The sequence below is a fragment of the Ectopseudomonas chengduensis genome, from assembly GCF_900102635.1.
In the GTDB taxonomy this organism is placed as follows: Bacteria; Pseudomonadota; Gammaproteobacteria; order Pseudomonadales; family Pseudomonadaceae; genus Aquipseudomonas; species Aquipseudomonas chengduensis.
Genome location: NZ_FMZQ01000021.1, coordinates 23,348 through 46,844, shown reverse-complemented (window position 1 = coordinate 46,844; position 23,497 = coordinate 23,348). Strand labels below are relative to the sequence as shown.

The following is a 23,497-nucleotide window of genomic DNA, read 5'->3' as shown; positions in this document are numbered from 1 at the left end:
CAGTGGGATGGCCTGAGTAACAGAATAGTTCGTTCTGCAGAGCGTCAAGGGCGAGACAACGATAACGGGATGTTACCGTACGTCGGGAAGTGGCGGCAGGCCAGAGCGGGCGCGGCCTGCCGCGTGAAGAAATTTATTCTTCGGAACTTTGCGCGGTCTCGCTTGGGTAGGTGGCGCGCCACAGCTCGAAACCGCCGTCGAGGCTGTACACCTCGGAGAAACCCTGACCGGCCAGGTAGGCTGCGGCGCCCTGGCTGGAGTTGCCGTGGTAGCAGGAGACGATCAATGGCGCGTCGAGGTCGGCGTGGCTGATGAAATCATGCAGCGAGTGGTTGTCCAGGTGACGCGAGCCGCTGATATGGCCATTGGCGAAGCTCTGCGGGTCGCGAATATCGACCACGACGGCGCCCTGGGTGCGCAGCTCCTGCGCCTGTTGGGGGGAAATACGCTTGAATTCACTCATGTTCGGGGACCTTTACCGGATGGGAGGCTGGCTTATTCCTTGGGGCAGGTGCAGCGGTGCAGTGCTCCGCTGTCGACGTCGAGCAGGGTCATCGCACCGCCCCAGACGCAGCCGGTATCCAGCGCGTAGAGGCCAGGTTCCGTGCAGTTGCCTTCCAGCGCTGCCCAGTGACCGAAGATGATCTTCTCGCCGCGCATTTTGCGCTGTGGGTGGCTGAACCAGGGGGCGAAGCCTGGCGGTGCGCTGCCGACGCCTTCCTTGCTCTTCAGGTCCAAGGTGCCGTCGGCCTTGCAGAAGCGCATGCGGGTGAAATAGTTGGTGATCACCCGCAGGCGGGTGACGCCGTGCAGTTCCTTGTTCCATTTGGCCGGCTCGTTGCCGTACATGCCGTCGAGAAACAACGGCAGACGGGCATCGTCACGCAGTGCCTCTTCGACCTCGGCGGCGCGGCGCAGCGCCTTGCTCAGCGTCCAGTGCGGCGGGATGCCGGCATGCACCAGGGTCACCTTGCGCTCGGCGTCGTGGTGCACCAGTTTCTGCATGCGCAGCCAGTCGAGCAGGTCGTTGCGATCCGGCGCATCGAGAATCTCGCGCAGGGTATCGCCCTTCTTCAGGCGCTCGATGTTGTGTGCCACCGCCAGCAAGTGCAGGTCGTGGTTGCCCAGCACGCAGGTTACCGCCTGGCGGATGGAGTAGAGGAAACGCAGGGTTTCCAGCGACTGCGGGCCGCGGTTGACCAGGTCGCCCACCAGCCACAACTGGTCATGCGCGGGATCGAAAGACACTTGCTCGAGCAGGCACTTGAGCGGTTTGAGGCAACCCTGCAGGTCGCCGACGGCATACACCGCCATCAGTGAAGGGCCCCTGGCACAGCCAGACGGAATGGCGCGATGCTCGCATCGAAGCGTTTGCCGTCTTCGGCGAGCATCTGGTAGCTGCCCTGCATGGTGCCGACCTGGGTGGTCATGACCGTTCCGCTACTGTAGGTGTGGCTGGCGCCGGGCTCGATATGCGGTTGCTGGCCGATCACGCCGGCGCCGCGCACTTCCTGCACGCGACCGTCGCCGTCGGTGATGATCCAGTGGCGCGACAACAGCTGAGCCGGCAGCTCGCCGTTATTGACGATGGTCACGGTGTAGGAGAACGCGTATCGGCTCTGCTCCGGCTGCGACTGCGCGGCCAGGTAGCGGGTGGTGACGCTGACGTCGATCTGATAACGAGGGTCGGACATGCGAATGATCCGTTGGGCGTGATTGCAGTTTAGTCCTGCGCAGCAGAGGGCTGTAGAGCCAGTTGGTCGGCCAGGCGGACAAAGGCTGCCAGATCCAGTTGCTCGGGGCGCAGGCTGCCGTCCACACCAGCAGCCTCGATGGCCTCGGCCGGCATCAACTGCTTGAGCGTGTTGCGCAGGGTCTTGCGGCGCTGGTTGAAGGCCTCGCGCACGACGCGCTCGAGCAGACGGTGGTCTTTGGCTGGATGCGGCAGGGTCTCATGCGGCACCAGGCGCACGATGGCCGAGTCGACCTTGGGCGGCGGGTTGAATGCGCCGGGGCCAACGTTGAACAGGTGTTCCACGCGGCAGTGGTATTGCACCATGATCGACAGACGGCCCCAATCGCCGCCGCCCGGGCCTGCGGCCATGCGCTCGACCACTTCCTTTTGCAGCATGAAGTGCATGTCGCGAATCAGTGGCGCGTTGTCCAGCAGGTGGAAAATCAGCGGCGTGGAGATGTTGTAGGGCAGGTTGCCGACCACGCGCAGGCTGCGTGGCGGCGCGTCGAGGCGGGCGAAGTCGAATTTCAGTGCGTCGCCCTGATTCAGGCGAAAACGCGGATTGTCGCCGAACTTGTTTTGCAGGATGGGGATCAGGTCGAGGTCAAGCTCTATCACGTCGAGCTGCGCGCCGCTGCCGAGCAAACCCTCGGTAATGGCGCCCTGGCCTGGGCCGATCTCCAGCAGGCGTTCATCTTCCTTGGCGCGAATGGCGCGCAGGATGCGGTCGATCACCCCGGCATCATGCAGGAAGTTCTGGCCGAAGCGCTTGCGCGCGCGGTGTTGGTATTCGGACATGTACGGCTCCGCGCAACGCCCCGAGTCGTGTTGCTCGAGGCTGGATGCAAAAAAGAAAGTCGCACAGTCTACCAGCGAATGGCGTCGTGGGCGCGGGCCGTGGCCTCAGCGGTTCATGCCGTGCCGCTGGCGGCCATCTGGTAGGCGGTCTCCAGCGCCACTTGCAGGCTACCGATGTCGACCTTGCCAGTGCCGGCCAGATCCAGCGCGGTGCCATGATCCACCGAGGTGCGGATGATCGGCAGGCCAAGGGTGACATTCAGCGCGGCGCCGAAGCCCTTGAACTTGAGCACCGGCAGGCCCTGGTCGTGGTACATGGCCAATACCGCATCGGCCTGTTCGAGATACTTGGGGGTGAACAAGGTGTCGGCAGGCAGCGGGCCGATCAGGTTCATGCCTTCCGTGCGCAGGCGTTCCAGCGTCGGCTCGATGATCTCGATTTCCTCGCGACCCAGATGGCCGCCTTCGCCGGCGTGCGGATTGAGGCCACAAACCAGAATGCGCGGCTGGGCGATACCGAACTTGCTTTGCAGGTCTGCATGCAGGATGCGGGTGACGCGTTCCAGACGCTCGGCGGTGATGGCGGCCGCGACATCTTTCAGGGGCAGGTGGGTAGTGACCAGCGCCACGCGCAAGCCGCGGGTCGCCAGCATCATCACCACCTGCTGGGTGTGGGTCAGCTCAGCGAGAAACTCGGTGTGACCGGAGAAAGCGATGCCCGCTTCGTTGATCACACCTTTGTGCACGGGGGCGGTGATCATGCCGGCGAAGGTTCCGTCCAGGCAGCCTTGGCCTGCGCGGGTGAGGGTTTCCAGTACGTAGGCGGCGTTGGCGGACGTCAGCTTTCCTGGGATTGCGGGGGCAGCCAGCGGCGTATCCCAGACATAAAGAGCGCCCGCTGCTGCGGGCTTGTCTGGCCAGTGCTGCGGGCTGACGGTCAGCAACTCGATAGTCAGCCCCAATTGCTTTGCGCGGTCCGCCAGTAGCTCGCGACTGGCGATGGCGACCAGTGGCGCAGGCTGGGCCTGTTGGGCCAGCAGCAGGCAGAGATCGGGGCCGATGCCGGCGGGCTCGCCTGGGGTGAGGGCAAAGCATTGCTGCGCAGTCATGGTCGCTCTCTGTGTGGGCGCGGGGGCGTCAGTTTACGCTGCCGGGCCAATAACGAAAAAGCCCGGCACAGGGCCGGGCTTTCGTACGCAATGACGCTGTTACAGCTTGGTCTCGACGTAGGCTTCGTCGCGGATCTGGCGCAGCCAGGCCTGCAGCTCCTCGTCGTACTTGCGGTTGCGCAGCACGTTAACGGCTTGTTGCTCGCGGAACTGCGCGCTGCTGTCAGTGGCGCGACGGCCCATGACTTCCAGCACGTGCCAGCCGTAAGGGCTCTTGAACGGTTTGGACAGCTCGCCGCTGGGGGTGTTGTTCATCACCTCGCGGAATTCGGGGACCAGGGCGTTCGGGTCGATCCAGTTCAGGTCGCCGCCGTTGAGCGCAGAGCCCGGGTCTTCGGAGAAGCTCTTCGCCAGCTCAGCGAAATCCTCGCCATCGACGATACGCTGATACAGGCGCTCGACCAGACGACGAGTTTCTTCTTCGCTGCGAATTTCGCTGGGCTTGATCAGGATGTGACGCACGTGTACTTCGTCGCGCACCTGGGTGTCGCCGCCGCGCTTCTCGATCAGCTTGAGGATGATGAAACCGCCTGGCGTACGCACCGGCTCGGTAACCTCGCCCGGGTTCAGTTGGCTGATCATGTTGTCGAACGGCGGAGGCAACTGACCCGCTTTACGCCAGCCCATTTCACCGCCTTCCAGGGCGTTCTCGCTGGCAGAGCGAGAAACAGCCAGTTGGGCGAAGTCTGCGCCTTGCTGCAGTTGCTGATAAACCTCCTGCGCCTGACGGTCGGCCGTCTGGATTTCGCTGGAGGACGCACCTTCGGAAACCGGAATCAGGATGTTGGCCAGACGGAATTCTTCCGACAGCTGCATCTTGCCCAGGTCGGAGGCGAGGAAGTTCTGCACTTCCTGATCGGTAACCTGAATGCGTTCGGCCACGCGGCGCTGGCGCACACGGCTGATGACCATCTCGCGACGCACCTGGTCACGCGCATCGGCATAGGACAGGCCGTCGCGTGCCAGTGCTTCACGGAACTGCTCCAGGCTCATGCCATTGCGCTGAGCGATGGTACCCATGGCCTGGTTCAGTTCTTCGTCGGTGATGCGAATGCCGGAGCGGTCGCCGATCTGCAGCTGGATGTTCTCGATGATCAGGCGCTCGAGCACCTGCTGGCTGAGTACGTTGCCAGGAGGCAGGGCGCCGCCGCGCTTGTCGATGGTTTGCTGCACTTCACGCAGGCGAGCGTCGAGTTGGCTCTGCATGACCACGTCGTTGTCGACGATGGCCACGACGCGATCCAGTGAGCGAACCTGGGCCTGAGCCGTTGCTGCCAGCAGTGCTGCGCCCAACAGCAGGGGGCGCAGGCGATCAGAAAGCTTGGTCTTCACGTTCACGGTAACCTTGAATGCCTTGGTCGAGGAAAGTTTCCACCTTGTTGCCAACAACGCCGCCGAGGCCCTTGAGGACGATCTGCAGGAAGATGCCGCGGTCCGGCTCGTCGTTGCGCGATGGGTCGAGGCTGACTTCGTCGTAATCGATCCAGTAGCGGTTGATCAGGCGCAGCTTCCAGCAGCAGCTGTCGTATTCGAAACCACCGAAGGCTTCGAGGGTACGGTTGCGGCCATAGTCGTACTGCCAGCGCGAGATCAGGCTCCACTGCGGAGCCAGCGGCCAGATGACGGAGAAGTCATGCTGGTCGATCTTGTAGTAGTTCTTGATGTAGTTGGGGCTATCAGGGTTGCCATAGTCCGGGTTGGTGGTCCAGGTACCGCTGTCACGGTCATAACGCACGGTGTCGTTACGATAGCGATAACCGAAGTTGACGATCTTGTTCGGATTGTCTTCCGGCTGGTAATGGAACATTGCGCTGCCCGAGCGGGTAGCGTGCTGGTCCGGGTCCCAGTTGAAAGTCGAGGAGAAGCGCCAGTCGCGATTGAAGCGATACAGGTACTCCAGCGCATAAGGCGACACGTCGGCGGTGGCTTCTTGGCGGGTACGGTAGTCGATGCCCGGCAGCTGCACCTTGCGGTCTTCGAAGTAGAAGGCCTGGCCGACGCTGAAACGCTGACGCTCGAAGCCATTCGACTCGATCCAGCGGCTGGTCACGCCCAGCGACAGCTTGTTCTCGTCACCGATGCGATCCTTGCCACTGAAGCGGTTTTCACGCCACAACGAGGCGTAGCTGAAGGTCGGCTCGCCTGTGTCGAATACCGGGATATCGGTCTGGTCTTCTTCCGGTACATAGAGGTAGAACGCACGCGGTTCCAGGGTCTGGCGGAAATCCTTGCCGAACAGTTGGGTGTTGCGGTCGAAATACAGGCCGCTGTCGACGCTGAACAGGCCGACGCCGCGGCTCTGTGTGCCCTTGTAATTCTGCTCAGCCAGCAATGTGTCTTTGCCTTGCTGATCCAGGCTGATGTCGTAGTTGGTCTGCAGGTACTTGACCTGAGGTTTGACGAAGCCCCAGCTCCAGTTCAGTGGCAGGCTAACGCCTGGTTCGAGGTGCAGTCGCTCGCCATCGGCCCTTGATAGGCCGGTCAGGCGTTCGTCATACCAGAGGTCTTGCGGGCGACCGGTTACGCCATCCTTGTCGATGAAGAAGCCCGAGCGCAGGTTGCGGTCGAAGCGCACGTATTCAGTGCCGTAGGTGAAGTCCAGACCACCCGGATTGAACGGCAGTTTACCGTCCAGGGTGATCTGCGGCAGACGATCATACGGTGTCACATCGGTGATGTTGGCCAGTTCGTACGCATGCACGTTCAGGCGCGCGCGATAGCTGTCACCGCGATAGGTCAGTGTGCCGCGCTGGTCGACATAGGTTTGCTTGTCGATGCCCAGATCGGTATCGAGATCCTGGAAGTAGTAAGGGTCGCTGATGTCGGTGTAGTCGACCTCGGCAAGCAGGCGCGAGTTCAGGCCCTGCTTGTGCTGCCAGCTGTACATCCAACGCTGATCTTCGTACTCGGACTGCAGTTTACGCTCGTCTTCGTCGTCATTCAGCCATGCGCCGCCGACCTGGCCTTCGCTGCTCTCGGTCAGGTAGCGGAACTCACCTTCCATCAGCAGGCCGCGTTTGGCCATGTAGGTCGGGTACAGCGTGGCGTCGTAGTTCGGCGCCAGGTTGAAGTAGTACGGCGTTTGCAGCGAGAAGCCATTGCTGCTCGACGTGCCGATGCTCGGCGGCAGGAAGCCGGACTGGCGACGGTCATCGATCGGGAAGTAGATGTACGGGGTGTAGAACACCGGAATGTCCTTGACCCGCAGCGTCACGTTGGTCGCGGTGCCGAAGCCGGTCGCCGGGTTCAGGGTGACGTTGTTACCCTTCAGATGCCAGGCATTGTCGCCCGGTTCGCAACGGGTATAGGTACCATCCTTGAGGCGGATGATCGCGGTCTCTTCGCGCTTGGCGTAGAGCGCACTACCGCGCACATGGGCCTGGTGCATCACGTATTCGGCATTGTCGATACGGGCTTCGCCGTTATCCAGCTGCAGTTCGGCGCGGTCGCCGACTACCAGCATGCCCTTGTCGCGCAGGCGTACGTTGCCGACCAGTTCACCACGGTTTTCCGTCTGGTGCAGGCTGGCTTCGTCGGCCTCGACTTGCATGCCGGATTGGCGCAGGACGACGTCACCGGCAAGGGTGGCGATCTGCTTTTCCTGCTCGAAGCGCGAGGCCTTGGCGGAAACGTACATCGGCGACTCGTCCAGCGGCGTGGTGTCATCCATGCCCGGGCGCAGCGGCTCGACGTAGGCGCCTGCACAGTAAGGACCTGCCTCGGCCAGTTGCGCGGCAGTCAACTTATCGCGCGGGACCCAGTCCAAGTGACTGTAATCGGGGCTGCGCGAGGCGAGGGCGCGGCCCCTGCTCTCGGTGACCAGCACCGGGGCGGCATCCTGCTTGGCTACCGCCTCGCTGCTGGCAGCACCGGTGCTGACAGCGTCACGGCTGTGCACCGGGCGCGGAGGCAGGGCGCTGGCCGCTGATTTCGGCGCGCAGGCCCAGCCGCCCGTGGGCGACGCCTGGCAATCGTATTGCTCGGCGGCAAAGGACTGTAGGCTGAACGCGGGCTGTAAGGCCAGGAGGCTGCCGGTGACCAGCAGCGGGAATTTCTTGCGGAACGCGGGGTATTTTACTGCCATCTTGTTAGTCCGGGCTTCCTGCGCGCTATCGGCCCAGGGGCCGCACGCCTCTCGATGGGCTGAAAAAGATGCTGGATAATAAAGCATGACCCGCGCAACGGCTAGCGCCGTCGGAGACCCCTTGATGTCTGAACACGATGTACGTCTGCAACAGCTGCAAACCTGGCTCGCCGAGCAACTGCCCCCTCTCTTCGCAGCACGCGAATGGGGATTGGTGCCTGAGGCCGAGCTCACTCCCGCCAGCAGCGACGCCAGCTTTCGCCGCTATTTTCGTTGGCAGGCCGGTGAGCGCAGCCTGATCCTGATGGATGCGCCGCCACCTCAGGAAAACTGCGAGCCCTTCGTGCGTATCGCGGCCTTGCTGTCCAGTGCCGGTGTGCATGTGCCGCAGGTGCTGGCTGCCGATCTCGAGCAGGGCTTCCTGATTCTCGATGACCTGGGCCGTCAGACCTATCTGGACGTGATAAACGAACATAATGCCGACGAGTTGTTCGACGATGCCATCGAGGCTTTGCTGCTGCTGCAGCGCTTGCCCCTCGACAGCCATCTGCCGCATTACGACGAGGCGTTGCTGCGTCGTGAGTTGCAGCTGTTTCCCGAGTGGTACGTACAACGCCACCTGGGGCTTACCTTCACACCCGAGCAGGAGGCCGCCTGGCAGCGTATCAGTCGCCTGTTGATCGACAGCGCCCTGGCGCAGCCCAAGGTGGTCGTGCACCGCGACTTCATGCCGCGCAACCTGATGCAGAGTGCACCCAACCCCGGCGTGCTGGATTTTCAGGATGCCGTCAACGGCCCGGTCACCTACGACATCACCTGTCTGTTCAAGGATGCCTTCCTCAGCTGGCCCGAGGCGCGCGTGCGGGGCTGGCTGCAGGGCTACTGGGAGCGTGCCAAGGCGGCGGGCATTCCGCTACAGGCATCGTTCGAGGACTTTCTGCGTGCCAGCGACCTGATGGGCGTGCAGCGCCACCTCAAGGTCATCGGCATCTTCGCGCGCATCTGCCACCGCGATGGCAAGCCCAAGTACCTTGGCGATGTGCCACGTTTCTTCTCTTATATAGAGGCTGTGTTGACGCGTCGGCCGGAGCTCGCCGAGTTGGGTGAGCTGTTCGCCAGCCTGGCGAAAGATGAAGGAGCCCGTGCATGAAGGCGATGATCCTCGCGGCGGGTAAGGGTGAGCGCATGCGTCCTTTGACGCTGCATACGCCCAAACCGCTGGTGCAGGTGGCGGGCGTGCCGTTGATCGAGTACCACATCCGCGCCCTGGCCGCTGCTGGCTTCACCGAACTGGTGATCAACCACGCCTGGTTAGGCCAGCAGATCGAGGACTACCTCGGCGATGGCTCGCGCTTCGGTGTGCGTATCGTCTATTCCCCCGAAGGTGAGCCGCTGGAAACGGGTGGCGGCATCTTCAAGGCGCTGCCGCTGTTGGGTGCCGAGCCATTTCTGGTGGTCAATGGCGATGTCTTCACCGACTACGCCTTCGCCGCGTTGCGTGAGCCGCTCGCCGGTCTGGCGCACCTGGTGCTGGTGGATAACCCGGCGCATCACCCGCAGGGCGATTTCGTTCTGGCTGCGGGTCAGGTTCGTGACGGTGAGGCGACAGGCGAGCGGCTGACCTACAGCGGTATCGCCGTGCTGCACCCGCGTCTGTTCGGCTCTTCTCAGCCCGGTGCCTTCAAGCTGGCGCCGCTGCTGCGTGAGGCGATCACGGCCGGGCAGGTCAGCGGCGAGCACTATGGCGGCTGCTGGGTCGACGTCGGTACGCACGAGCGCCTGGCCGAAGTCGAGCGCTTGCTGCAGGAGGCACGCTAGGTGTTGTGGCCGGCCACCATGCTCGGGGCAGCGGCCGGGCTCGCCCTGGCCAGCATCCCTGGTGCTCTGCTGGGCGGTCTGCTCGGGCAGGTGCTGGACCGTCGTCTGCGCCTGCATGGCTGGGACAACCTGCGCGAGCGTCTGGGCGGTCGTGCGGCGCCGTCGGATGACGACCTGCTGTTTCTGATGCTGGGGCGTCTGGCCAAGAGCGACGGCCGGGTGGTGCAGAGCCATATCCAGCAGGCTCGCTCGGAAATGCAAAGGCTGGGGTTGGACGCTGCAGCTCAGCGACGTGCCATCGAGGCCTTCGCCCGTGGCAAGACCGGGCGTGACAACCTGCGTGCGCCGCTGCAGCGTCAGCGTGAGCGCGCCGATGCCATGCTTCGAGCCTGCTGGCGCATGGCCTGGGTCGATGGACGGGTATCGGCCAGTGAGCATGAACTGATTCTGCTCTGGGGCAAGTGGCTCGGCTGGGACAGCACCCGGCTCGATAGCCTGGGCGAGGAATACGCGCCGCGTCGCAGTCAGCAGCCGGCACCGGCCGGCGGCAGTTACCAGGAGGCGCTGCGCCTGTTGGGTGTCAATGAAGGCAGCGAGCCTGAGCAGATCAAGCGCGCCTACCGGCGCCTGCTCAGCCGCCATCACCCGGACAAACTGGCCGGCTCCGGCGCCTCGCCTGAGCGCATTCGTGAAGCCACCGACACCACGCGCCAACTGCATCAGGCCTATGCGCTGATTCGCCAGCGCCGAGGCATTCGCTAGCAGGTAGTTTTCAACGGACTGCTAGCTGCCTGCGGTGCGCATATGCTGCGTCAACCAGCCACGTAGACGGCGGTAGAGCTGCTCTTGCTGGATATCCAGGTTGCCCGGCAGGGCTTTCATCGATACCTGTATGTAAGTGGGCAGTTTGGCTCGCTTGCTTGCCTGCAGGCGTTTCAACGCAGCCATGCGGTCGGTGGCTTGATCCTTGTAGAAGAAGTCGCCGGTGGCCACGGCCAGCTGCGTGACCATCTCATCCAGTGGCGGCGAGAAGCCGGCAGGTAGTTCGGCTGCCACCATCAGCAGATTCTGCACGTTGTCCGGCTGGCGCTCGCTCAGGTAGCGCGCAGCCCAGTAGGCGCCACTGCCATGACCGAGGAGGACGATTTCCCTGGCCTGCTGCTGGTTGGCGAAGGCGATGGCGGCATCGATGCGGGCCATCACGCGCTCGACATGCGCCTGACGCCGTTGCTCTGGGCTGATCGTGTCGCTGTCGGCTGGTTGTGTAGCCTCGTCTACGGTCGCGTCGGGCGGGCTTTCGACGGCAGGAGCGCTCTCGGTAGCGGTGGTATCGCTTTGCTGTGCCGCTGTTGCAGTGGTGGCAGTGCGCAGTGGCAGTGGGTCACCGTCCGGGTCCGGCAGCGTCAGGCTCAGACTGTGCCAGCCAGCGTCGGGCAGCTTGCGCCGCAGTGGGCCGATCGCGGCGGCGCCGTCGGCGTTTTCCACATCACCGGGCAGCAGAATCACCGCACCACTGGGCTCGCCGACGTTGGCAGGCAGCCACAGGGCGAGAAAACTTTCGGCGCCGGCCTGCAGCATCTGCTGCTCACGTTTGTCCAGACGTTGCTCCAGCGTCTGCGCGTCGCTGATGCTGCGTTCGGGCAACAGCGGACGCTCGCTCGCTGCAGGGGCGTCGGCGCTATCAGCCGGCGCATCCTCGGGCGGCTCCTCGGCCCAGGCCGCGGGACAGGAGAGCAGGCAGAAACCGAGCAGTGCTAGTGAATGAAGGCGCATCGATGAGGCTCCTGATCGTCTGCTACAGAGCCTAATGCCGGGCTCCGCTTTTGTCAGGCGATTGGCGCAAGACTGGAGTAAGGTAGGGGATCGCGTCACCGGATTCGCCGTGCATGAATTCCCTTCTTCGTTCCCTCGCCCTCCTGCTGATGCTGGCTGTTTCCACCGCCTGGGCCGAGAGCGCACGCATGCCATTACGCCCGGCTTTCGATGCCGAGCAGCGCGCCTGGCTCAAGGAGCATCCCGTGCTGCGCGTGGGCCTGATCCAGCAGGCGCCCTGGGTTCTGCGTGGCCAGAACCGGCAGCTGACGGGCGCCAATGTCGAACTGATGCAGCGTCTGCTCGAAGGCATGGGCGTCGCGCCTGACTGGCGCCTGTATCCGAATCTGGAGGCCCTGGAGCGGGCAGCCAGCGCGGGCGAGGTGGATCTGGCGCCAGGCCTGCAGCAGACGCCGGCCGGCCTGCGCATCTGGCATTACTCCATGCCTTACCTGCGAGTACCGCATCTGGTGGTCGGCGAGCGCAGCGGCAATGGTGCGGTGGACCTCGACCAGTTGCCGCTGGAGCAGATGGTCGCCCTGCGTTCGCCGAGCCAGGCTGCCGAATACCTGGAGCGCACTCATACCAACCTGCGTCTGCGGGCGACGCCTTCGGAGCGTTCGGCGCTGTTGCTGGTGCTGAATCAGGAGGTCAGCTATGCGGTGCTGGACGAGGCGAGCCTCAGCCTGCTGCTGCGCGAATCACGTTTCTCCAGCCTGAGCATCGTTGGCGACATCGGTTTGCCGCAGCTCCTGCGCCTGGCCACGCGCCGCGATCAAGCGCTGTTGTCCGGCATCGTCGATCAGACCCTGAAGGCGCTGCCGGCGCGCGAACTGGAGGAGTTGCGCGACACCTGGATGCCTTTGCGCTATCCGCAGTCCACCGATTTCGTCGGCTTCTGGAAGACGCTTGCGCTATTTTTCGGCCTGCTGCTGATGCTGGGGGCAACCGCGCTGTATCGGCAACGACAGCAGACGCGTTTGCTCGAGCGAGGGCTGCTGGGCGCGCGTGGCGAGCTGGATCGTCACCAGCAGGCCGCCGAGGCATTGCGCCTGAGCCAGTTCTCCATCGACCACAGCACGGTGGGCATTCTTTGGGTCAACTGGGACAGTCACCTGCGCTACGCCAACCGCGCTGCCGAACGCATGCTCGGCTACGCCCCCGGCGAGCTGGTGGACAAGCCATTGAGTCAGTTGGAGCCCGGCCTGCATATGGACCGCTGGCTCAACCTGTGGAAGCGCGTGCGCGAGCAGGACGAGGGTTCACCCAGCTTCGAGGTCGACTGCCTGCGCGCCGATGGCAGCCGTATGCCGGCTGACGTATCGCTGAGTTTTCTACGCTATCGCCAGGCCGAGTACCTGGTGGTGTTTCTCAGCGACGTCACCGAACGCCGTCGCGCTCGTGCGGCGCTGGAGGAGAGCGAGGCGCGCTTCAAGGGCATTGCCGGCAACGTGCCCGGGCTGGTGTTTCGCCTGGAACGCGCCGGGCCGGGAGCGGTGGTCAACTTTGCCTACATCAGCGAGGCCAGCCAGGAGATGGTCGGCTGGCCGGCGCAGGAGCTGCAGCGTGAGGAGCGCGGCATCCGCAGCCTGGTGCATCCGCAGGATCTGAACAGCTATCTGAACAGCCAGACGCTGGCGCTGGAAGGCGAGAGCGACTGGTACTGGCAGGGGCGCATCCTCACTGCCGAGCAGGAGGTGCTGTGGGCCGACATTCGTACCACCGCGCGGTCGTTAGGCAATGGTCGGGTGGTGTGGGACGGCATCCTCTGGGATATCACCGAGAACAAGCTGGCCGAGCTGGCGCTGGCCGATTCGCGGGCGCGTCTGCGCGAACTGTCGGCACACCTGGAAAGCGTGCGTGAAGAAGAGAAGGCGCGTATTGCCCGCGAAGTGCACGACGAGCTGGGCCAGGTGCTGACCGTGCTCAAGCTGGAGACGGCGATGTGCGAGCTGGTATGCGCCGGGCAGATGCCCGAGCTGGACGAGCGCCTGGCCAGCATGAAGCGTCTGATCGCGCAGTTGTTCCAGCTGGTGCGCGACGTGGCCACGGCGCTACGTCCGCCGATTCTCGATGCCGGCATTGCCTCGGCCATCGAGTGGCAGGTGCGGCGCTTCGAGGAGCGCACGCAGATTCCCTGCCTGGTCGAAGTGCCGGAGCACCTGCCGCATCTGCCGGATGCCCAGGCCATCGGCCTGTTCCGCATTCTCCAGGAGGCGCTGACCAACGTCATGCGCCACGCTGGCGCGCACAGCGTCGAGGTGCGCTTGTGGCAGGAGGGCGGCAGCCTGTGTCTGTCGGTGGTCGACGATGGCAAGGGCTTCGATCCGGCGCTGCGCAAGCCCGGGCAATCCTTCGGCCTGGTCGGCATGCAGGAGCGTATGCTCATGCTCGGCGGCCAGTTGCAGATTGACAGTCAGCCGGGCGAGGGCACTACCCTGTGCGCGTGCATCAATCTGGAAGAGGAGATCGCAGCGTGATTCGGGTACTGGTGGCCGAAGACCACACCATCGTGCGGGAAGGCATCAAGCAACTGATCGGTATGGCGCGTGATCTCGAGGTGGCTGGCGAAGCCTGCAATGGCGAGCAGCTGATCGAGGTGCTGCGCCGCACGCCTTGCGACGTGGTGCTGCTGGATATATCCATGCCCGGTGTCAACGGTCTGGAGGCCATTCCGCGTATCCGTGCGCTGAACGAGGCCCCGGCGATTCTGGTGCTGTCGATGCACGACGAGGCGCAGATGGCGGCGCGCGCGCTCAAGGTTGGCGCCGCCGGTTACGCGACCAAGGACAGCGACCCGGCGCTGGCCGACCGCATGGTCTTCGAGGTTGGCCTGACCGACTCGCGCCCGCCCCACGCGCAATTGTCCGAGCGCGAGTTCTCGGTGTTCGAGCGTTTGGTGCGGGGTGAGAGCGTCAACGACATCGCCCTGCACCTGGCGATCAGCAACAAGACCGTGAGTACGCACAAGGCGCGCCTGATGCAGAAGCTCGGCGCGCATTCGATGGCCGACCTGGTGCGCTACGCCATGGAGCACCGTCTGGTCTGATAGCGGAATCTGTAGGAGCGGCTTCAGCCGCGATGAATTGACTACGGGAGCTTCGTCAGGCGCTCGAAAGCCGAGACGATCACTCGGATTTTGTAGGGCGATTCCTACAACAGATTCTCCTCGCGCCTGATATCAGCTTGTCATCCCGCCCGATTTTTCAGCCTGCCGCGTCGACCTAATCTTGGCTCATCGGCCTGAGACAAGAACAAGGGTGTGGTGTGATGGCAAACGATGTACTGGTGAGCTTCCGTGGCGTACAGAAGAGCTATGACGGCGAAACGCTGATCGTCAAAGACCTCAACCTGGATATCCGCAAGGGCGAGTTTCTGACCCTGCTCGGCCCGTCCGGTTCCGGCAAGACCACCAGCCTGATGATGCTGGCCGGTTTCGAGACGCCGACCGCTGGCGAAATCCTCCTCGATGGCCGCTCGCTGAACAAACTGCCGCCGCACAAGCGTGACATCGGCATGGTGTTCCAGAACTACGCGCTGTTCCCGCACATGACCGTGGCCGAGAACCTGGCCTTCCCGCTGAGCGTGCGCGGCATGTCGCGCACCGATATCAGCGAGCGGGTCAAGCGCGCGCTGTCGATGGTGCAGCTCGACAGCTTCCGCAACCGTTACCCCGGCCAGCTTTCCGGTGGTCAGCAGCAGCGTGTGGCCCTGGCCCGTGCGCTGGTGTTCGAGCCGCAACTGGTGCTGATGGACGAACCCCTCGGCGCACTGGACAAGCAACTGCGCGAACACATGCAGATGGAGATCAAGCACCTGCATCAGCGCCTGGGCGTGACCGTGGTCTACGTCACCCACGATCAGGGCGAGGCGCTGACCATGTCCGACCGCGTGGCCGTGTTCCATCAGGGCGAGATCCAGCAGATCGCGCCGCCGCGCGAACTCTACGAAGCGCCGCATAACACCTTCGTCGCTCAGTTCATTGGCGAGAACAATCGTCTGACTGGCGAGCTGGTCAGTCGCGATGGCGAGCAGTGCGTGGTGCGCCTGGCGCGGGGTGAAGAAGTGCGCGCCACGGCGGTCAACGTCGGTGCCGTGGGCGAGTCGGTGAGCTTGTCGATCCGCCCCGAGCGCATCCGCCTCAACGGCCACAGCGAAGCCTGCCCGAACCGTTTCTCCGGGCGTATCGCCGAGTTCATCTACCTGGGCGATCACGTGCGTATCCGCCTGGAGGTCTGCGGCAAAACCGATTTCTACGTCAAGCAACCCGTGGCCGAGCTCGATCCGGCGCTGGCGGTTGGTGACCTGGTTCCGCTCGGCTGGTCTGTCGAGCATGTCCGCGCGCTGGATCCACTCCAAGTCGAGTGAGCCTTTCGCGCAGTGCTTCACCTTTACCCCGTAACACAGAGGAGCTGATAAGAATGACGAAATCCCTGAAGCTCGCGGCGTTGGCCCTGGGCGTTAGCTGTGCCATGCCGGCACTGGCGGTGGACCTGACGGCGGTTTCCTTCGGCGGCGCGAACAAGGCGGCGCAGGTCAAGGCCTTCTACGAACCCTTCGAGAAGGAAACCGGCAACAAGGTGCTGGGCGGCGAATACAACGGTGAAATGGCCAAGGTCAAAGCCATGGTCGACACCCGCAGCGTGAGCTGGGACCTGGTCGAGGTGGAGTCGCCGGAGCTGGCCCGCGGTTGCGATGAAGGCCTGTTCGAGGAGCTCGATCCGGCGCAGTTCGGCGATGAAGCCAACTTCATCGACGGCGCCATCCAGCCGTGCGGTGTCGGCTTCTTCGTCTGGTCCACGGTGCTGGCCTACAACGCCGACAAACTCAGCGCGGCGCCGACCAGTTGGGCCGACTTCTGGGACGTGGCGAAATTCCCGGGCAAGCGCGGCCTGCGCAAGGGCGCCAAGTACACCCTGGAATTCGCCCTGATGGCTGACGGCGTGCCGGTCAAGGACGTGTACAAGGTGCTCGCCACCAAGGAAGGCCAGGATCGCGCGTTCAAGAAACTCGATGAGCTCAAGCCGAACATCCAGTGGTGGGAGGCCGGCGCTCAGCCGCCGCAGTACCTCGCCTCCGGCGACGTGGTGATGAGCTCGGCCTACAACGGCCGCATCGCGGCGGTGCAGGGCGAGAGCAACCTGCAGGTGGTGTGGAACGGCGGCATCTACGACTTCGACTCCTGGGCCATCCCGCGTGGCGCCAAGAATGCCGAACTGGCCAAGGAATTCATCGCCTTCTCGGTCAAGCCCGAGGCGCAGAAGACCTACTCGGAGAACATCGCCTATGGCCCGGCCAACAAACAGGCCATCGAGCTGCTGGCGCCGGAGCGTCTGAACCTGATGCCGACCACGCCGGAGAACATCGCCAACCAGGTGGCCATCGACGTGACCTTCTGGGCTGACTACGGCGAGCAGCTGGAGCAACGTTTCAACGCCTGGGCCGCGCGCTAAGTCGCCTATCCGGCCCCGCCTCGTGGCGGGGCCGTCTGAATTTCTTTCTTGCTTGCGGAGTTGTCCATGGCCGCCGTACTGCCTGCCAATGATTTGCCCGGGCCGAGCCTGAAGCAGCGACTGGCCCGTGCCGAGCGTTTCAATCGCCTGAAATCCAAGGCGCTGATCCTGCCGCTGTTGCTGTTCCTTCTGCTGACCTTCCTGCTGCCCATCGGCGCCTTGCTGCTGCGCAGTGTGGACAACCCGGAAGTGGTCGGCAGCCTGCCGCGCACCGTCGAGGCGATTGCTGCCTGGGATGGCCGTGGCCTGCCGGATGAGGCGGTGTACCGGGCGATTGCCAGCGATATGCTCGAAGCGCGGCGTAACCAGAGCCTGGGCGATCTGTCCAAGCGCTTGAACATGGAGCTGGCGGGCTTCCGTAGCCTGGTCAGCGCGACCGCACGCAAGCTGCCGCTGCGCGAGGAGCCGGCGTCCTACCAGGAAGCCTTCCTCGATATGGACGAGCGCTGGGGCGACCCCGCCTACTGGCAGGTGATCCGCCGCAATGCCTCGTCGGTCACCCCGTACTATCTGCTGGCCGCGCTCGATCACCGCATCGACGACCTCGGCGAACTGGCCAAGGCCACCCCGGATCAAGCCATCTACCTGGACATCTTCGCCCGCACCTTCTGGATGAGCCTGGTGATCACCGCCATCTGCCTGGTGCTGGCCTATCCGCTGGCCTACCTGCTGGCCAACCTGCCGACGCGGCAGGGCAACCTGCTGATGATTCTGGTGCTGCTGCCGTTCTGGACATCGATCCTGGTGCGCGTCGCGGCCTGGATCGTGCTCTTGCAATCCGGAGGGCTGATCAACAGCGCGCTGATATCGCTGGGCATCATCGAGCAACCACTGCAACTGGTGTTCAACCGCAGCGGTGTGTACGTGGCCATGGTCCACATCATGCTGCCGTTCATGATCCTGCCGATCTACAGCGTGATGAAGGGCATCTCGCCCAGCTACATGCGTGCGGCGGTGTCGCTCGGCTGCCACCCCTTCGCCAGTTTCTGGCGGGTGTACTTCCCGCAAACGCTGGCCGGAGTCGGTGCTGGTTGCCTGCTGGTGTTCATCCTGTCCATCGGCTACTACATCACCCCGGCGCTGCTGGGCAGCCCGAACGACCAGATGATCAGCTACTTCGTCGCCTTCTACACCAACACCACCATCAACTGGGGCATGGCCACGGCCCTCGGCGGCCTGCTGCTGGCCGCGACGCTGGTGTTGTACGTGGTTTACAGCTGGCTGGTCGGCGCTAGCAAACTGCGGCTTGGATAAACGCGGTCTGCGCAGCAGACCACCTGATGACCCTCTCCCATTTATGGGAGAGGGTGCCCGAAGGGCGGGAGAGGGTGCTTGTTTCGGCACCACTGCCTCTCGGTAACCGAACTCGGGAGGATGGCGCAAGAAGAGCGCCCTCTCCCCCAGCCCCTCTCCCATAAATGGGAGAGGGGAGCTTAAAACGCTCACTGGAGTAAAACCCATGCTCAGCCCCTACATGTCACCCGTCGAGCGCCTCTGGTACTACGGCCTGCGCATTCTCTGCGGCCTGGTGCTGCTGTTTCTGATCCTGCCGGTGCTGGTGATCGTGCCGCTGTCGTTCAACTCCGGCACCTTCCTGGTCTACCCGCTGCAGGGCTTTTCGCTGCGCTGGTACGAGGACTTCTTCATGTCCGCCGACTGGATGCGCTCGCTGAAGAACAGCCTGATCATCGCCCCGGCCGCCACCCTGCTGGCCATGGTCTTCGGTACCCTGGCGGCCATCGGCCTGACCCGTGGCGAGTTCCGTGGCAAGGCGCTGGTGATGAGCCTGCTGATCTCGCCGATGATCGTCCCGGTGGTGATCATTGGTGTCGCCAGTTACCTGTTCTTCGCCCCGCTGGGCATGGGCAACAGCTACCTGTCGCTGATCCTGGTACACGCGGTGCTCGGCGTGCCGTTCGTGATCATCACCGTGTCGGCCACGCTGCAGGGCTTCAACCACAACCTGGTGCGCGCCGCCGCCAGCCTTGGGGCCTCGCCACTGACGGCGTTTCGCCGGGTGACCCTGCCGCTGATCGCGCCGGGCGTGATCTCGGGTGCGTTGTTCGCCTTCGCCACCTCGTTCGACGAAGTGGTGGTGACCCTGTTCCTCGCCGGCCCCGAGCAGGCCACTCTGCCGCGGCAGATGTTCAGCGGCATCCGCGAGAACCTGTCGCCAACCATCGCCGCCGCAGCGACCCTGCTGATCGGTTTCTCCGTCCTGCTGCTGCTGACTCTGGAGTGGCTGCGTGGGCGCAGCGAAAAGCTGCGTACTTCGACGCCGGAATAAATCGCCGCAGCTGCATGTTCAAGGCCTCGCCGGGAAACCGGCGAGGCCTTGTTCGTTTCCGCGCGTAGAATGTGTAGTTTCTCCTTCGTAACAAGGCGGCCAGATGGACTTCGATGATCCCGGGTTTCGCGAGCTGATCGACGCGTTGCACGATGGCGTCTACATCACCGACGCCGATGGCATCACCCTAAAGGTCAACAGTGCCTATGAGCGCCTGACCGGGCTGCGTGCCGAGGACGTCGTCGGCCAGCACATGCAGGCGCTGGTAGAGCAGGGTGTGATCTCGCAGTCGGTGTCGCTGCGTGTGCTCAAGGAAGGCAAGGCGCTGTCGCTGATGCAGAGCGTCAGCCAGGGCAAACGCCTGCTGGTCAGTGGTACGCCGATCTTCGCTGCCGATGGACGCGTGCGCTACGTGGTCAGTACCGTGCGCGACATGACCGAGCTACTGCGCATGAAGCACGAGCGCGACGAGCTGCAGCAACTGAAGCAGCTGCGCAACAGCACGGCCAAGCTGCATGCCGGCCAGCGTGACGACCTGCTCGATGCCTCGCCGGTCGCCGACAAGCCCGCTTCAGGGCGCGTCTTCATGCAGGCACGGCAGGTCGCGGCCAGCGACGTGAAGGTGCTGCTGCAGGGTGAAACCGGCGTCGGCAAGACCCTGATCGCCCAGTACATCCACAAGAGCAGCCCGCGCGCGGCGCAGCCCTTTCTGGCGCTGAACTGCGGTGCGCTGCCGGAGAACCTGATCGAGGCCGAGTTGTTCGGCTATGTGCCGGGCGCGTTCACTGGCGCCGGCCGCAAGGGCAAGCGCGGTCTGCTGGAGCTGGCGCACCAGGGCACGGTCTTTCTCGATGAGATCGGCGATCTGCCGCTGCCGCTGCAGGTCAAGCTGCTCAAGGTGATCGAGGAGAGTCGCTTCATTCCGGTTGGTGGCCTGGAGTTGAAGGAGGTGGACGTGCGCATCATCACCGCCACCCATCATGATCTGCGCACGATGGTCGCCGAGGGGCGTTTTCGCGCCGACCTCTACTACCGGCTCAACGTCGTGCCGATCCACATCCCGGCGCTGCGCGAGCGCCCCGAGGAAATTCAGCCGCTGCTGGATTTCTACCTGGCCGAGTTCAACCAGCGTTATGGCCGCGCACTGAGCTGGGAACTCGAAGCGCTCGATGCACTGACTGACTACGCCTGGCCCGGCAACATCCGTGAGCTGATCAATCTGGTCGAGCGCCTGGTGGTCACCTGCAGTGGCGAACGCATCGAGCTGTTCGACCTGCCGGAGGAGATGCGCATCGCCCGCAGCGACGCAGGCGAAGACGATCTGCTGCCATTGCGCAAGCAGGTGGAGAACCTCGAACGGCGCCTCATCCGCCGTGCGTTGATGCAGCACAAGACCACCCGCGAAGCAGCCAAGGTGCTTGGTCTGAGCCAGGCGACGCTGGTGCAGAAGATGAAACGCTGGGAGCAGGGTTGATTGGAAAATGGATCGTAATAGGCTCCTCTGATTGATTTTCTGATCAAGCGCAGCCCGCAGCGTGCTGTGACAAATCGACGCAAGCCTTCTAGCACGCCGCTTTCGGCGAGCTGGCACAGGAATGGCTATGGCAAGCCCCTAACCCGCTCAGCACAACAAACGCATAAGGGGCCTGCTGATGAACACTGCCGCATTCAAGATCGCCAACAAGCTGCTGACCGGCCAGGGTGCCGTGGAGCAACTGGCGCTCGAACTGCCTCGACTGAATATCACCAATCCGCTGATCGTCACCGACGCCATCCTGATCAAGTCCGGTACGGTCGAGCAAGTCCTCAAACAGCTCGGCGAGCGCCGCTATGGCATCTATGACGGTGTCGAGCCGGAGCCGGAGATCGCCATCGTCGAAGCCTGCGCCAAGGTCTATCGCGACGGCGGCCACGATGGCCTGATCGGCGTCGGTGGCGGCAGCGCCATCGACATAGCCAAGGCCGTGGCCGGTTACGTCGGTCATGACGGTGCATTGGAAGAGTTGTTCGGCGTCGATCAGATCAAGCGCAAAGGCCCGCCGCTGATTGCCATCCCGACCACCGCCGGCACCGGCTCGGAAGTGACCAACGTGTCGATCCTCTCCGACAAGCAGGCGCAACTGAAAAAGGGCATCGTCAGCGACTACCTGTTGCCCGATGTGGCCCTGGTCAGCCCGCTGATGACCCTGACCTGCCCGCGCGGCGTGACCGCTGCCAGTGGCGTCGATGCATTGGTGCACGCGGTGGAGTCCTACCTGTCGGTCAATGCTTCGCCGATCACCGACGCCCTGGCCATTGGCGCCATCAAGCTGATCGCCAAGGCGCTGCCCAAGGCCTATGCCAACCCGGCGGATCTGGTCGCTCGCGAAGACATGGCCACAGCCAGCCTGATGGCCGGCATGGCTTTCGGCAATGCCGGCGTGGGCGCCGTGCATGCGCTGGCGTATCCCCTGGGCGGACGTTTCAACATCGCTCATGGCGTCAGCAATGCCTTGCTGCTGCCCTACGTGATGGCCTGGAACAAGCTGGCCTGCGTCGAGCGCATGGCCGAGATCGCCGCTGCTCTCGGTGTGCAAACCCATGGCCTGAGCGACAAGGCCGCCGCCGACCTGGCCGTCGAGGCCATGGCCGAGCTGTGCGCCAGCGTCGACATTCCCAAGGGCATGCGCAGCTTCGGCGTGCCGGAAGACGCCATCCCGGCCATGGCCGAGGAAGCGAGCAAGATCGATCGGCTGATGCGCAACAATCCGCGGCGCCTGACGGCTGGCGATATCGAACAGATCTACCGCGCTGCCTACTGACTTACCGCAACGAAGATGAAAGGCCCCAGTGTGCTGGGGCCGGCTGAAATACAACTCTAATAAAGCTGGGTGACTCAAATGTCCGAACTGCATCAACAAGACCTTGGTGTGGAAGCCCCCTACTGGCCTGTGGGGCCATTCAAGGTGCGTCTGCCTTTCATTCATTACCGCTTCGAGATCTCCGACTACATGCAGGGCCTGCTCATGTGTGCGGTGGACCTGGCGGCGATTCCGCTGATGACCGAATTCCTCGGCATGCCCTTCGAGGTGGCGCTGGCGGTGGTCATGCTCAACGGCCTGCTGTATCTGACCCACCACCTGCTGGGCGACCCCGTGGTTCCGGGCTGGATCACCCCGGCGATCCCACTGCTGATGGCCTACTGCAGCCAGTTCCCGGAGGGCCCGGAGCGGGTGCATGCGCTGATTGCCTTCCAGTTGATGCTGGGGGTGTTCTCGATAGGGTTGGGCATGACGGGCATGGCACGTAAGGTGGTGTCCTTGGTGCCCTCTGCGCTCAAGGCCGGCATCATCATGGGCGCGGGCCTCAGCGCGGTGGTGACGGTATTCAAGGAAGGCGGTCGTTTCGACAGCTTCCCCTGGACCATTTCCATCGCCATTGGCATCGCTTTCTATCTGGTGTTTTCCATCCACTTCCAGGAGCTGAAGAAGCGCAATCGCTTCTGGTGGAACTTCGCCAAGCTGGGCATCTTCCCGATCATTTTGCTGGCGGTGATCGTCGCGCCGATTTTCGGCGAGGCACCCTGGCCCAGCATCGAGTGGGGTATCAGCCAGCCGGACTTCGTCACCCTGTGGAACGAATACACCGTGTTCGGCCTCGGCATGCCGCCACTGATGATGTTCGTCACCGCCATTCCCACCGTGTTCGCCGCCTATCTGGTGGTGTTCGGTGACGTGCTTGGCGCCAAGGCGATCCTCGGTGAAGCCGACCATGTGCGGCGTGACGAGAAGGTCGACTTCAACCCCAACCGCTCGCACCTGATCTTTGGTGGGCGCAATGCCTTCATGAGCATCTTCGGGCCGGACGTGGCCATGTGTGGTCCGCAGTGGTCCGCCATGCAGGTGGTGATCACCGAACGCTTCAAGGGTGGCGCCAAGGCGATGAAATCGATCTACGGCGGCGTCGGCTCATTCCGTTGGGGCACCAACACCGGTCTGCTGCTGTTGCCGGTGGTGACGCTGGTGCAGCCGATCCTCGGCGTTGCGCTGGCGCTGACCCTGCTGATCCAGGGCTACGTCAGTGTACGCCTGGGCATCATGGAGGCACGCAGCCAGCGTGACCTGGGCATCGCCGGGGTGATCGGTGCGGTGCTGGCGATCAAGGGCGCCGGCTGGGCCTTCGCCATCGGCGTTGGTCTGTGTGCGCTGATCTACGGAGCACGGATGTTCCGCGGCGAGAACGACCAGACCTTCACCAAGGACTTGCCGCCCGCCGAGTGAGGCCTTTGCAATCCCTAATTCA

At 63.7% G+C, this 23,497-nt stretch carries 20 protein-coding genes; 12 read left to right on the top strand and 8 right to left on the bottom strand.

The features are described from left to right. Positions 1 to 133: 133 nt before the first annotated feature. The 7 genes from glpE to BLS08_RS23825 all read right to left on the bottom strand — a co-directional run bounded on the left by glpE (position 134) and on the right by BLS08_RS23825 (position 7,786). Positions 134 to 463, bottom strand: a complete 330-nt coding sequence (glpE, locus tag BLS08_RS23855) for a thiosulfate sulfurtransferase GlpE (RefSeq protein ID WP_017675675.1) — start codon at positions 461 to 463, stop codon at positions 134 to 136. A gap of 32 nt (positions 464 to 495) precedes the next feature. Beyond that, complete coding sequence (locus BLS08_RS23850; protein WP_017675674.1) at positions 496 to 1,314, bottom strand: symmetrical bis(5'-nucleosyl)-tetraphosphatase; 819 nt, start codon at positions 1,312 to 1,314, stop codon at positions 496 to 498. After that, the gene (gene apaG, locus BLS08_RS23845; RefSeq protein ID WP_017675673.1) at positions 1,314 to 1,694 is read right to left on the bottom strand and encodes a Co2+/Mg2+ efflux protein ApaG; all 381 of its coding nucleotides are present in this window, start codon (positions 1,692 to 1,694) and stop codon (positions 1,314 to 1,316) included. Before apaG ends, BLS08_RS23850 begins: the two co-directional genes overlap by 1 nt. A gap of 29 nt (positions 1,695 to 1,723) precedes the next feature. Further along, positions 1,724 to 2,533, bottom strand: coding sequence for a 16S rRNA (adenine(1518)-N(6)/adenine(1519)-N(6))-dimethyltransferase RsmA (rsmA, locus tag BLS08_RS23840; RefSeq protein ID WP_017675672.1), 810 nt, complete (start codon positions 2,531 to 2,533; stop codon positions 1,724 to 1,726). 113 nt (positions 2,534 to 2,646) lie between these two features. Further along, entirely contained in the window at positions 2,647 to 3,642 is a 996-nt protein-coding gene (gene pdxA, locus BLS08_RS23835) for a 4-hydroxythreonine-4-phosphate dehydrogenase PdxA (protein WP_017675671.1), read from the bottom strand. 99 nt (positions 3,643 to 3,741) lie between these two features. After that, positions 3,742 to 5,034, bottom strand: coding sequence for a peptidylprolyl isomerase (locus tag BLS08_RS23830; RefSeq protein WP_026088458.1), 1,293 nt, complete (start codon positions 5,032 to 5,034; stop codon positions 3,742 to 3,744). After that, complete coding sequence (locus BLS08_RS23825; protein WP_017675669.1) at positions 5,015 to 7,786, bottom strand: LPS-assembly protein LptD; 2,772 nt, start codon at positions 7,784 to 7,786, stop codon at positions 5,015 to 5,017. Before BLS08_RS23825 ends, BLS08_RS23830 begins: the two co-directional genes overlap by 20 nt. Positions 7,787 to 7,910: 124 nt before the next feature. Here BLS08_RS23825 and BLS08_RS23820 point away from each other — a divergent pair, with 124 nt between their 5' ends. The 3 genes from BLS08_RS23820 to BLS08_RS23810 are packed head-to-tail and all read left to right on the top strand — an operon-like array spanning position 7,911 to position 10,366. Then, a complete protein-coding gene (locus tag BLS08_RS23820; RefSeq protein ID WP_017675668.1) occupies positions 7,911 to 8,936 on the top strand; it encodes an aminoglycoside phosphotransferase family protein in 1,026 nt (341 codons plus the stop codon). Then, positions 8,933 to 9,604, top strand: a complete 672-nt coding sequence (murU, locus tag BLS08_RS23815; protein ID WP_017675667.1) for an N-acetylmuramate alpha-1-phosphate uridylyltransferase MurU — start codon at positions 8,933 to 8,935, stop codon at positions 9,602 to 9,604. Before BLS08_RS23820 ends, murU begins: the two co-directional genes overlap by 4 nt. Further along, complete coding sequence (locus BLS08_RS23810; protein ID WP_017675666.1) at positions 9,605 to 10,366, top strand: DnaJ domain-containing protein; 762 nt, start codon at positions 9,605 to 9,607, stop codon at positions 10,364 to 10,366. 21 nt (positions 10,367 to 10,387) lie between these two features. Here the strand turns inward: BLS08_RS23810 and BLS08_RS23805 are convergent, their stop codons facing one another. Continuing rightward, complete coding sequence (locus BLS08_RS23805) at positions 10,388 to 11,377, bottom strand: alpha/beta hydrolase family protein (protein ID WP_017675665.1); 990 nt, start codon at positions 11,375 to 11,377, stop codon at positions 10,388 to 10,390. Between the two features lie 113 nt (positions 11,378 to 11,490). Here BLS08_RS23805 and BLS08_RS23800 point away from each other — a divergent pair, with 113 nt between their 5' ends. From BLS08_RS23800 to BLS08_RS23760, 9 genes are all read left to right on the top strand, one after another. After that, a complete protein-coding gene (locus BLS08_RS23800) occupies positions 11,491 to 13,896 on the top strand; it encodes a PAS domain-containing sensor histidine kinase (RefSeq protein WP_017675664.1) in 2,406 nt (801 codons plus the stop codon). Further along, positions 13,893 to 14,465, top strand: a complete 573-nt coding sequence (locus BLS08_RS23795) for a response regulator transcription factor (RefSeq protein WP_055985386.1) — start codon at positions 13,893 to 13,895, stop codon at positions 14,463 to 14,465. The genes BLS08_RS23800 and BLS08_RS23795 overlap by 4 nt, the downstream gene beginning before the upstream one ends. Positions 14,466 to 14,686: 221 nt before the next feature. Beyond that, complete coding sequence (locus tag BLS08_RS23790; RefSeq protein ID WP_017675662.1) at positions 14,687 to 15,784, top strand: ABC transporter ATP-binding protein; 1,098 nt, start codon at positions 14,687 to 14,689, stop codon at positions 15,782 to 15,784. 53 nt (positions 15,785 to 15,837) lie between these two features. After that, a complete protein-coding gene (locus tag BLS08_RS23785) occupies positions 15,838 to 16,869 on the top strand; it encodes an ABC transporter substrate-binding protein (protein WP_017675661.1) in 1,032 nt (343 codons plus the stop codon). A 66-nt stretch (positions 16,870 to 16,935) separates the two neighbouring features. After that, the gene (locus BLS08_RS23780; protein WP_017675660.1) at positions 16,936 to 18,183 is read left to right on the top strand and encodes an ABC transporter permease; all 1,248 of its coding nucleotides are present in this window, start codon (positions 16,936 to 16,938) and stop codon (positions 18,181 to 18,183) included. 205 nt (positions 18,184 to 18,388) lie between these two features. Then, positions 18,389 to 19,216: an ABC transporter permease gene (locus tag BLS08_RS23775; RefSeq protein WP_017675659.1), complete on the top strand. Its 828-nt coding sequence runs from the start codon at positions 18,389 to 18,391 to the stop codon at positions 19,214 to 19,216. Positions 19,217 to 19,319: 103 nt separating this feature from the next. Further along, positions 19,320 to 20,690 (top strand): sigma-54 interaction domain-containing protein, encoded by a 1,371-nt coding sequence (locus BLS08_RS23770; protein ID WP_017675658.1) that lies wholly within the window; start codon positions 19,320 to 19,322, stop codon positions 20,688 to 20,690. A gap of 178 nt (positions 20,691 to 20,868) precedes the next feature. Continuing rightward, entirely contained in the window at positions 20,869 to 22,017 is a 1,149-nt protein-coding gene (locus BLS08_RS23765; RefSeq protein ID WP_017675657.1) for an iron-containing alcohol dehydrogenase, read from the top strand. Positions 22,018 to 22,095: 78 nt separating this feature from the next. After that, positions 22,096 to 23,475 (top strand): membrane protein, encoded by a 1,380-nt coding sequence (locus tag BLS08_RS23760; RefSeq protein ID WP_017675656.1) that lies wholly within the window; start codon positions 22,096 to 22,098, stop codon positions 23,473 to 23,475. Positions 23,476 to 23,497: the final 22 nt, after the last annotated feature.